This window comes from Nostoc sp. JL34 (assembly GCF_017114945.1).
In the GTDB taxonomy this organism is placed as follows: Bacteria; Cyanobacteriota; Cyanobacteriia; order Cyanobacteriales; family Nostocaceae; genus Nostoc.
Genome location: NZ_JABXKQ010000119.1, coordinates 33,140 through 44,527, shown reverse-complemented (window position 1 = coordinate 44,527; position 11,388 = coordinate 33,140). Strand labels below are relative to the sequence as shown.

Below are 11,388 nucleotides of genomic sequence, written 5' to 3'. Positions count from 1 at the left end.
AACTTGGAATCTACTGTCCCAGCAGAACCCGCAATTACCTTCGATAAAGCGATCGCTGTATCCAGAGAACTGGCAATTACTACAAACAGCAACCCTGCTACCACTGTTCTGCCAGATAAAGACAACTTGGAATCTACTACCTCAGTAGAACCTGCAATTACCTTCGATAAAGCGATCGCTGTTTCCAGAGAACTGGCAATTACTGTTCTGCCAGAAGACAACTTGGAATCTGCTGCCCCAGTAGAACCCGCAATTACCTTAGATAAAGCGATCGCTGTATCCACAGAACTGGCAATTACTACACACAGCAACCCCGCTACTATTGTTGTGCCAGATGAAACGGAAAAAGATATAGTTATCGATGAGCCTGTGAGTCCTGTGTGGCTCAAAGGTGGGACGGCAGAGCAGATTTTGCAAAATTTAATAGATTTAGCTCTACCCGCCTCTGATCTGCTGCCCAAAGATGAAAAGGTTACAGACTCCCCAGCAACACAACTATCGCCACCATTACTGCTAACTTTACGTCAAGATACTTATATTGCTCGTTGGGGACAAGCTCTTACAATCAATGGACACATAGAACTCAAAGAAAAGACAAATCTAGATCAGGCTGAGACATTATCCCCAGAAAGCCTGCGGGCACTTGAACTAGAAATTGAACTGCGATCGCCTAATAACTCGAAAATCTTGACCAAAGTACGGCAACCCTTACCAGATCAGGAATTGCCCTTCACCATCAATACCTCAATCGATATTCCTACTGACTGTGAATCCAAGTTAATTTTGGCAGATATCAATTTGTATGGTAGATTCGCCAATGCTGGTGAAATAATCCGGTTAGCCAGCCAGTCCTTCACCATTACAGCAGATGTAACAGAATTACTGGCAATCACAGCCGCAGCCAAACCTAGTACATCCTTAAATGACGCCATAGCACCATTGGACTCATCTGCTACTTTTACAGAACCAGAGGTACCTGTTAAGCTCGATTTGAAACTATTCAATCTGGTCAAAATTCTAAAAACAGACCAGTCTCAGATACTCAATCCATCCCCAAATACAGCCCTACCACCGCAAATTAACCTGCAAGTTCTGCGGGAAGCTACCTTGCGGACATCTAAGTTAAGGAATTCAGGTACTTCGCCTCAATTGCCGAAACTGCCCCCTATTCAAACCGATGCCAACATTCCTACAGATGTTGTAGAACCCCCAATGCAGCAGGAGCTTCTAGAAAAGGATGCTACTATAACTGCCATCAACTTGGAGCAGTTGGTGATCAGGCAACGTCGAATGCCAATACTAGACACTACTTTGCCATACTTGAGACGGCTACAAGCTTTGCCAGGTGATGCACAAGAAGTAAAAAACAATGTCACCCCAGATGCATTGGAAGTTCAAAGGGTTGAAGACTTACCGCAGTTGGATGTAATTGTAGCTGAAGATGAAAATACACCTGACTTAGTAATAGATGATGTACCATCTCAGGAAGAATCTGTTGCTGAAATAGAAGCCCAACCAAATGCACAATTCCAGGAAGAATTTGTTGCTGAAGTAGAAACCAACCAAAATGCACAATTCCAGGAAGAATCTGTTGCTGAAATAGAAACCCAGCAAAATTCACAATTTATTACAACAGGCAACCTTTACTCATCTCCTTTACTCAGGAAGTGGATGCAGAGCCAAGGATACTCTTTGCCTGAATCCATCAATGATGTGCAACTTCAAGACTACGATAACTATGTTCCAGCGCAGCAGACGCCCCTTTCTCTGAGTGCAGAAAATGCGAATATTGATGTCCACTTGCCGTTAAACCTAGATGCCAACACAAAGAAAAATCTGAGCGAAGATTGGAACCCCTCAGAACTTCTCCTGACAGAGGCGTTGCACGAACAGGGGACATGGGAAGAAATCCAAGAGTTCGCTTCCGATCAGGAGAACTTTGGCGAAGATGTAGACACAGCAAAGGAAGCAGATTTGGGGATAGCAGAAAATAGGGAACTAGAAAAACTATTAGAAGAACCAACACTCTCATCGGCTCTGTTAACACAACTACCGCCCCCCCCTCCTCCGATAAAAGTAAATATAGCGTCAGCTTGGTTGGCGCAAGAAATTGTTGTAGATGATACATATAGTGAGATGGAAGCCGATGCAACGAAGAGTAGCCCCTTTGAAGAAAAGGAGCAAGCACTGCTAGATTTATCCCCTTCCTTACCTATAATTGCGGCAGTCACTGGGCCTTTGCCAATTCCACAGCTGCATGTGCCAGAAGGTGAACTAATTGCTGGCAAATTTATCCTAGTGCGCGTAGTACTGCCTGAAGTACCTCCGCAAGTTGTTGTCAAATTATGGCTTGAAGATTATCAAACTCGCTGGTTACTAGATGGGCCTCATTTATTGACAAATTTACTACCTAATGCATCAGGAGATTTGGAAGTGATGACGCAATTAAACATTCCATTTGGCTGTTTAGAAATTCGCTTGGAAGCGATCGCACTTGATCTGACAACCCAACAGGAGAGTCACAAAATCACAATAGTGCGAACTGTGATCCCTCCAGACTTGCCAAACTTGCAGCTAGATGAACTCCTCGGTATGTGATCGCGAGTAGCGAGTAAAGAGCGACCAACTTGCAAAAGTTAACACTTTCTACCTAAGGTTAATTACTTAAAAGCTGGCGTGTTTTCTCATAGCGGCATAGTGTCTTGCTGTTGTATTCATTTCAATAACCAACTCTGTGCCTTGACCTAATTGAGAATTACATTTAAGTTTACCTTGATGTTTTTCGACTATAATTTGCCGACTAATTGATAGTCCTAGTCCTTGACCTTTACCTATTGGTTTTGTCGTAAAGAATGGTTCAAATATATGTCTTTGGATATGAGGAAGTATGCCTTTACCATTGTCAAAAATGCGAATTATAACTTTGTGTTTTTTTCCTAGTCGTTTGTCATTTGCCCAAGGTTCATTACTATTGACCAATGATAAATGACTGCTAACAATTTCTGTATGGATCAAAATTTTGGGAGTAAAAGAATCATCATGCTTCATCCTCTCTTCTAAGGCATCAATGGCATTAGTTAAAATATTCATAAATACCTGATTGAGTTCACCAGGGTAACACTCGATTAAGGGTAATTCACCAAAGGTTTTAATTACTTCAATCCCGGCTCTATCAGGCTTTTCTTTGAGACGATGCTGCAAAATCCTCAAAACACTATCAAATCCTTCATGCAGGTCAACCTTTTTCATTTGACCTTCGTCAAAGGTTGAAAAATTTCGCAATGCGAAAACAATTTCTTTAATGCGCTCAGATCCGGCTCGCATTGACCACAGCAATTTTAAAAAGTCTGTTTTTACAAAACCAAGGTCAAGGCGTTGCAGATGTAAGGCAATGACTGGGGTGGGTGTGGGATAATAATGTTGGTAAAGTTCTATAATTCTGATTAAGTCTTCAGCGTATTGACTGGCGGGATGAAGATTGCCGTAGATGAAGCTAACCGGATTGTTAATTTCGTTAGCCATATCCGCCACCAGTTGACCGAGATTAGCCATTTTCTGGTTCTGCAATAACTGCTTTTGAGTATATTTGAGTTCATCGAGGGTAATTTCTAGCTGCTGTGATTTTTCTCTAACTTGGTCTTCGCTAGACTGGCGTTGGACAATTTCTCTTTGGAGTTGTTCAAAGAATTGGTATTGTTGAGTAGCGATCGCCTTATCCTGAGTAATATCCTTGTGTGTCCCCGCCATCCGCACGGGTTTACCGAATTCATCCCACTGAAATACTTTGCCACAAGTCAAAATCCACTTCCACTCAGCGGATTTAGTCAACATTCTGAATTCGACTTCAAACACAGGTGTGCATCCTTGGAGATAATCGTGCAATACCTGGCGAATTATCGGTAAATCCTGTGGATGTACAAGTTGCTCAAAGGATTTATAATCGTTGTTGATTTCGTCTACTTTATATCCCAGGATGCTTTTCCACTGGGGATCATAATAAGTTTTATCATTTACTAGATTCCAATCCCATAACCCCAAGCCACTAGCGATTAATGCCATTTGTAAGGCGGCTTGTGAGCATTGGGAAGTATCTAAATTTTCTTGAGATAAGTCTTTTTGAGATAAGTCTTTTGATTCTGGGAAACTCTGGGAATCTTCTACTGAAAGTGGAGTTTCCGATTCATGGGTAGCGGGTTCTTCGATATGCATAGCTGCTGGTACGATAAGGAAGATATTTTGTAGCTCTCTCTCTACGCTGTCTTAGCACCCTGACGATCCAGTTATGGAGAAATCGTCTACTTGGTTTATTCGGCTGTAACTTAGGTCAGAGATATATCAGCCCATATCATCAATTTGGATGGAATTAAAAAAAGGTAAACAGACGAATGTAACCTCTGTTGCGATCGCAATAGCGATTTTTTAGAAAAAATAGCTCCATTGTGTGCATCTACATTCTAAGATATGTCTAAAAAAAGTAGTTAAAATCACATACAATTACCTAAAAACTGGGAAAAATTTGTAAAAAAAATTCTATGATTAAGTTCCGTCAAATATTTGAGGATACAAAAAAATTGTCAAGGCTGGTTTGTAGCTTTTTTAGTCAGGGCTAGCTGCTATCTATACAAGGCAGGCTACATTAAGTTTCAAAGCATAATGGTGTGAGAAAATTTCATGCTTAATTAGAGCCGATGAGTAATGACTATAGATGAAGTAGTATTGCTACTAAAAGCCAGTCAAGCAACCGGTTTAACGACGCTCCAAGAGATCATATTACGTTCTTCGTGGGAAGGAAAAACCTACACCAATATAGCCTGTGAAGGGCACTACGGCGAGGAACGTGTCAAGAAAATTGCTGTTCATTTATGGCAATTACTGAGTAATTTTTGCAAAGAACCGATAAATAAATCCAACTTTCGCCAGACTCTAGAAAATCACCGTCTTAGCAAAGCGCATCAGCAGTTAGTTAAGGAATTCAACCGAGCAGCCACGGCGATAACCTTAGAATTTCCTAGTGGCCCAGTATCCCTTAATTCCAGATTTTACATTCCTCACCCGCCAATTGAAGAACTCGCTTACGCAGAAATGGCTGAACCGGGAAGTGTAATTTGCATCAAAGCACCCAAAAAGATGGGAAAAAGCTCTTTGATTCTCCGGTTACTTGCACACGCTAATAAGCAAGGCTTTCGTACCGTAACTTTGGACTTTCAGCAAGCAGACAAAGCAGTATTTGCCAGTTTGGATAAATTTTTGCGCTGGTTCTGTGCAAATGTTAGTCGGGAGTTACAGCTAGAACCAAAACTCAATGATTATTGGGATGAAGATATGGGTAGCAAAGTCAGCTGCTCTATATATTTCCAAAAATATTTACTGTCTGCGCTCTCAAGTCCCCTTGTTTTAGTATTAAATGAAGTGGATTGGGTGTTTGAGTATCAGGAAATTGCTAGAGAATTACTACCATTAATGCGATCGTGGCATGAACAAGCCAAAAGGGTAGAAATTTGGCAAAAATTGCGTCTGGTTCTGGTTTATTCAACGGAAATTCTTGTTCCCAAAAAACTAACTCAATTGCCATTTAATATTGGTTTGACAATTAATTTACCTCCCTTTACGAAAGAGCAGGTGCAGGATTTAGCACAACGTTACGGGTTGGATTGGACAGATGGTAAAGATGCCGATAGTTTGATGGCAGTCGTGGGAGGAAATCCTTATTTGGTGCGATTGGCATTGTATCATCTTGTGGGTAAAGGCGGATTAAAACGGGATTTAGGGCAGTTATTGGGACAAGCAATCACAGAAGCCGGAATTTATCACGAGTATTTAAGGCAGTATGTGTTAGCACTACGAGATGAGCCAGAATTGGGAGATGCTTTTTATGAAGTAATTAATACTACAAAATATGTGAAATTAGAGCCAGCATTGGCAGATAAATTACAGAGTATAGGGCTAATTAATTTAGAAGGCGATCGCAGCACTCCTGCGTGTGAATTATATCGTTTATATTTTCAACAATATCTGAAAAAAGTGAGAGTTTAAAGATTGAAGAAGAAGTCAGAATTCAGGTTCAACGGCAACTTTTGACAGAAAGCTGAGAAGCGAAAAGGGATTTGATTTATTTGAATAATGCTCATTTATAAACCAGGCGATCGCTTATCGATTTACACTTATTTTCTAGAGCGATGTCTCCGACGGGCTACGCCTACGCTAGCTTTCGGCTCAATGATATACCAAAATGAATGCGTGAATTACTCAAACGAGTAAGCAAACTGGGGTTTAAGAAAGTAAAAGCTGCTTTTGCTTGCGTCAAACACCAAAATGAGGAAGTAAAAGCTGCTTTTGTTTGTGGAAAACACTAAAATGCGAAATTAAAAGCTGCTTTTGAAGAAGTAAAAGCTGCTTTTGTTTGTGGAAAACACTAAAATGCGAGATTAAAAGCTGCTTTTGAAGAAATAAAAGCTGCTTTTGTTTGTGGAAAACACTAAAATGCGAGATTAAAAGTTGCTTTTGAGAAAGTAAAAGCTGCTTTTGAATAAGTAATCAGGCATTTTTACTTAATTCAATATGAATTTTAGTCTAGGCGATACCTTCGATTGAATATTGATGAAGCATTAGCACAACTACAACAAGAGTGATTACCCAATATCAGTAGATCACAAACTTTTTCCCAAAGGGCGATCGCCAATCAATTTCTAAGTACACTTAGGTGCTATATATTACTTAATTTTTTAATAAAACTTATCATTGTTTAAACAGTTTAAAAAAGTGAAATGATGAAAGTGTTGTGTATCGTCTTGTTAAGATAATTGACTTTTTCAGCTACGGGTTTTCACCCTGCTGCACGATGCCCGGCGGGTGCTACTCAACTTCGGTGAGCGCGGCTATTTTGACATCACTCTATGGGCAGATTGGGTGCGCGTAGACGCATGAGGACTGCAATCCTTCTTTCGCCGAGTTCCCGCGAAATCCCTTGACTGAAAGTGTTCTGACAGCAGATCCTTTAGGACATCATGCGATCGGCATTTTCACAATTTTGCCTACCAATGGAACCATTCACCACTGTGTAAACAACCTGTGTAAGCAACATACTGGAGAAAAATATATGAGCAAGATCAAAGTTAATGACGGGACAGAGATTTACTACAAGGACTGGGGTAGAGGACAGCCTATCGTTTTTTCGCACGGCTGGCCTCTGTCGGCTGACGACTGGGACAGTCAGATGATGTTCTTCTTGAATCATGGCTATCGCGTCATTGCCCACGATCGGCGAGGTCACGGACGATCGAGCCAAACGAGTGATGGACACGATATGGATCATTACGCCGATGACCTCGCTGCGCTCACCACGCATCTTGATTTAAAGGATGCTATCCATGTCGGTCACTCGACCGGCGGCGGGGAGGTCGCACATTACATCGCACGCCACGGCGAAAGTCGTGTCGCCAAGGCTGTCCTCATTAGTGCAGTGCCACCCCTGATGGTGAAGACCCCCGACAATCCCGGCGGTCTACCGAAAGAAGTATTCGACGACTTCCAAGCCCAAGTGGCTACCAACCGGGCGCAATTTTATTGGGATGTGCCTGCGGGGCCCTTTTACGGTTACAATCGACCGGGCGCGAAAGCATCTCAAGGGGTGATTCAAAATTGGTGGCGCCAGGGCATGATGGGTGGGGCTAAAGCACACTATGATGGCGTCGTGGCTTTCTCCCAAACTGACTTTACGGAGGATCTAAAGAAAATCTCGGTGCCAACCTTGGTAATGCATGGCGATGATGACCAGATCGTCCCCTATGCCAACTCCGGCCCGCTAAGCGCCAAGTTGGTGAAAGGCGCAGTATTGAAAACCTACGAAGGTTTCCCACACGGCATGCCGACGACGAACGCGGATCAAATCAATGCCGACCTCCTAGAATTCATTAAGTCGTAAAGGCATTGTCAAGTTAAGTTCCCGAGCGAGCAGTTATTGAGTTCGGTATCAAGGAATGATTCACGATTTCAGAATGTTCAGCGGTCTGGCGCATCTACTGTAAGTCAAAGATTTGTTTGTTCACGCTGGCGCAAAAATGCGAAGACATGTGGCAAAGCTGAAATCATAAATATTTCTAAGCAAACTTAATCTGAAATAGGAGCAAAACATTGTGGTTGGAGAAAAAACCCGGAAAACGATTGTTCTCGTTGACGGTGCGTTTGCCGACGGGACGAGCTGGAGCAAAGTGATTCCACTTTTGCAGGCGAAAGGATTGAATGTTGTTGCAGTGCAGAATCCAACCGATTCGCTCGCCAATGATGTCGCTGCCGTCAATCGCGCGCTCGAATCAATCAATGAGCCAAAGTATCACTAACTACAAAATTTGCCAGTGATCGCCCTTTGGGAAAAAGTTTGTGATCTACTGATTAAGGGTTTTTGAGTCTGTTAAAATCGGTTCTTCTGTAGATTCGCTCCTCTTGGCAATTCGATGAGATGAAACAGTCAATTTCCTCAGCTAATATACGACACATTACTTTGATCATTATCCATTACAGCTAACACAGCTTTCGGTAATAACTTATCTTTAAACCAAACAATTCTGGCGGGGACATCATTTAATTTTACCCCTGCCTTTTCTAAATTAAGTCGCTCGGAAATTGCCAAAATCAAATCATCACGTCCAGCCCGTCGCACCTGAGAAAACTTCTTTTGTAAATATTCTGGTCGCCAATAACCAACAATTTCTAATAAGAACGTGCGGCCATCAGAATGAACTAAGCGAAAATCGGGAATCATCACACTACCAGGAATTGGGATCAAATCAACTTCTCGCTCTAACGCCCAACCACTTTTCAACGCATCCCACTTATCAGCAAAGGATGCTTCTAGCATACTATCGTAGGGCTTACCTGGTGGATAGTGGGATACCAAACCACATTCGGAATTGAGAGTGAAACGTCCAGTTTTCCAGGTATTTGTATAAGCATCGCGGGTTTGGAGAATCGACGAAAGACTCCATTTAGTAACGTGAAGTAAAGCGGGAATAAGTTTAGCGATCGCTAACCCATATCGTGTACTAGGATTAAACAAACTCGTCGGCCCGTCAATGGTAATTGTAAACCCGTGGTCAGCATCACCTTCAATATAAGCCATCAATTGAAACAACTTTAAATAGCGAAATAACAGCTTATATTCTCCTGGAACATTGCGGTGAGCATTTAACACCAGTTGACTGGCTTTATAAAAGACACCTTGTACCTGAGATAAGTTATATCGATTTAACAAATCTGGTGCCGTTGGGGCATCAAACACTGTCAAAATCTTATTTTCAGATAAATCAGCATATAATCCATTCCGAACCTGTTCTAATAAAACTTCCCGCTCAAGTTCTTGAGTTAACTCATCAGCAATTTTACTCAGAGTAACTTGTGTTGATTCTCGACTAGAAACAGACTTTGCAGCCAGCGAAAACACTCGTTCTCTTAACATTTGTGGTTCCAAAGGACTAACCACCTCAAAAGTGCAAAAACTGCTTTTGAGAATATAAGCTAACCCTCGCTTCACCCGATAATCTGTAGAATCTCCTTCAAAATCAGTCAGTTGTCGCTCAAGCACACCTTGAGTCTTCCCCACTGCTGATTGAAAATAATTAATTAACTCAATCGCCAACTCCGAAGTTTTCTGATCAATCTTCAGTCTCTTCGGGATGATCTCCTCGCCGTTTTGGCGATGCATCAGTAAGTCTGTCGGTAACATCTGAATTTTGGATTTTAGATTTTGAACTTCCGGTTGAATAATTAATTTCTAACTGTTCCGCAGCCTTCAAACTCCTTTCTTTCCCACTCCCATACACAACCTGTAAATTCCCTTTCCTCTCTTTTTCTTCCCCTACCTTCCTCTCCCCTCTTCGCCGCGCCGAAGTCCCCTCCTCACTTGTATCCTCCGCCACCACCTCATACAAAATTGCCTGTTTATTCTCAATATTCCCCTTCCGTAAAATCCTCCCCAAGCGCTGAGTATACTCCCTAGCCGAACCCGTTCCTGATAAAATAATTGCCACAGAAGCCGCCGGCACATCAACTCCTTCATTCAACACATGAGAAGCAACCAAAGTATTATATTTACCCTCTCGAAACTTGGTTAATATTTCATGCCGTTCTTTCACAGGAGTTTGATGAGTAATTGCCGGAATTAGCAACTCTTGAGAAATGCGATAAACCGTCGCATTATCAGCAGTAAAAATCAAAATTCGTGCCGGATAATGTTCCGCTAATAGATTAATCAGAATTCGCAATTTTCCATCAGTACCCAAAGCGATATCTTTCGCTTCCCGGTGCGCTAACATCGCCCTCCGTCCAGATTGCGATCGCGCACTCATTTGCACGAACATTTGCCAACCTTGCAGACTTCCCAAAGAAATCTTGGATTGCTTCAAAAAGTCGTTGCGAGTTTGAATTAGTTGATTGTATCTTTCCCGCTCAAGTTGAGATAACTTAACCTTAATTTGGACGATTTCATGTTCTGCTAACGCCTTTCCCGCCAAATCTTCGGCGCGTTTGCGATATACTTCTTGACCAATGAGGATATTTAAGTCAGCGTGCTTACCATCGGTGCGTTCTGGTGTCGCGGAGAGTCCTAGGCGATAAGGTGCGATCGCATATTCGGCAATTACCCGATTAAAATCTGTCGGTAAATGATGACATTCGTCAAAAACAATCAACGCATATTGATTTCCCAACGTTTCAGCGTGAATTGCGGCACTATCATAAGTTGCAACTAAAATAGCCGTTCTATCCCGCGAACCACCCCCCAGCAATCCCACCTCAGCATCGGGGAAAGCCGCTACTAAATGTGCATACCACTGATGCATTAAATCCAAAGTAGGCACTACAATCAACGTCGTGCGCGGCGTTGACTGCATCGCCATTTGCGCTAAATAAGTCTTTCCCGCCGCCGTGGGAAGTACAACGACTCCTTGTCTACCCGCTAGTTTCCAAGCCGCTAGCGCCTCAGTTTGGTGGGGATAGGGTTCCATTTCCAGAGTGGGAACCAAATCTATAGGATAAAATTGCTTGGCCTCATCGATAAAATTCACATCTTCCGCTTGTAGTGCTTCTACTAGCGATCGGTATCTAATTGCTGGAATGCGGAATTTTTCAACTCTATCATCCCACGTAGCATAGTCCATCCAACCTTTGCCGCGTGGTGGTGGATGCAGAATTAATGTGCCACGATCAAAATTTAATGTTGGGGTACGAGCCATTTTGGGGATTGGGGATTGGGGATTGGGAACTAGGGATTGGGCACTAGGGATTGGGGATAAGGATTGAAAAGTTCTTACCTAGTCCTCAGTACTTAGTATCTAGTCCCCAGTACCCAGTACCCAATCCCCACTACCCAGTCCCCACTCCCTTGATTACTAATAA

The 11,388-nt window shown here is 42.5% G+C and carries 7 protein-coding genes; 4 read left to right on the top strand and 3 right to left on the bottom strand.

From position 1 onward, the window contains the following. Positions 1–3 precede the first annotated feature (3 nt). Positions 4–2,598 (top strand): hypothetical protein, encoded by a 2,595-nt coding sequence (locus tag HWQ44_RS21170; protein ID WP_292722691.1) that lies wholly within the window; start codon positions 4–6, stop codon positions 2,596–2,598. A gap of 66 nt (positions 2,599–2,664) precedes the next feature. Here the strand turns inward: HWQ44_RS21170 and HWQ44_RS21165 are convergent, their stop codons facing one another. Then, positions 2,665–4,209: a PAS domain-containing sensor histidine kinase gene (locus tag HWQ44_RS21165; protein WP_292722615.1), complete on the bottom strand. Its 1,545-nt coding sequence runs from the start codon at positions 4,207–4,209 to the stop codon at positions 2,665–2,667. 486 nt (positions 4,210–4,695) lie between these two features. Between HWQ44_RS21165 and HWQ44_RS21160 the strand changes: the two genes are divergently transcribed. From HWQ44_RS21160 to HWQ44_RS21150, 3 genes are all read left to right on the top strand, one after another. Beyond that, complete coding sequence (locus HWQ44_RS21160) at positions 4,696–6,033, top strand: AAA-like domain-containing protein (protein WP_292722613.1); 1,338 nt, start codon at positions 4,696–4,698, stop codon at positions 6,031–6,033. Between the two features lie 1,063 nt (positions 6,034–7,096). Further along, the gene (locus tag HWQ44_RS21155; protein WP_292722688.1) at positions 7,097–7,921 is read left to right on the top strand and encodes an alpha/beta hydrolase; all 825 of its coding nucleotides are present in this window, start codon (positions 7,097–7,099) and stop codon (positions 7,919–7,921) included. A gap of 211 nt (positions 7,922–8,132) precedes the next feature. Then, positions 8,133–8,336: a hypothetical protein gene (locus HWQ44_RS21150; RefSeq protein ID WP_292722611.1), complete on the top strand. Its 204-nt coding sequence runs from the start codon at positions 8,133–8,135 to the stop codon at positions 8,334–8,336. Positions 8,337–8,473: 137 nt separating this feature from the next. Here the strand turns inward: HWQ44_RS21150 and HWQ44_RS21145 are convergent, their stop codons facing one another. Together HWQ44_RS21145 and HWQ44_RS21140 are read right to left on the bottom strand one after the other, a co-directional pair. Beyond that, a complete protein-coding gene (locus HWQ44_RS21145) occupies positions 8,474–9,718 on the bottom strand; it encodes a DUF790 family protein (protein ID WP_292722609.1) in 1,245 nt (414 codons plus the stop codon). Continuing rightward, positions 9,648–11,225 carry a DEAD/DEAH box helicase family protein gene (locus tag HWQ44_RS21140; RefSeq protein WP_292722608.1) on the bottom strand — a complete coding sequence of 526 codons (1,578 nt, stop codon included), beginning with the start codon at positions 11,223–11,225 and terminating at the stop codon, positions 9,648–9,650. The genes HWQ44_RS21145 and HWQ44_RS21140 overlap by 71 nt, the downstream gene beginning before the upstream one ends. Positions 11,226–11,388: the final 163 nt, after the last annotated feature.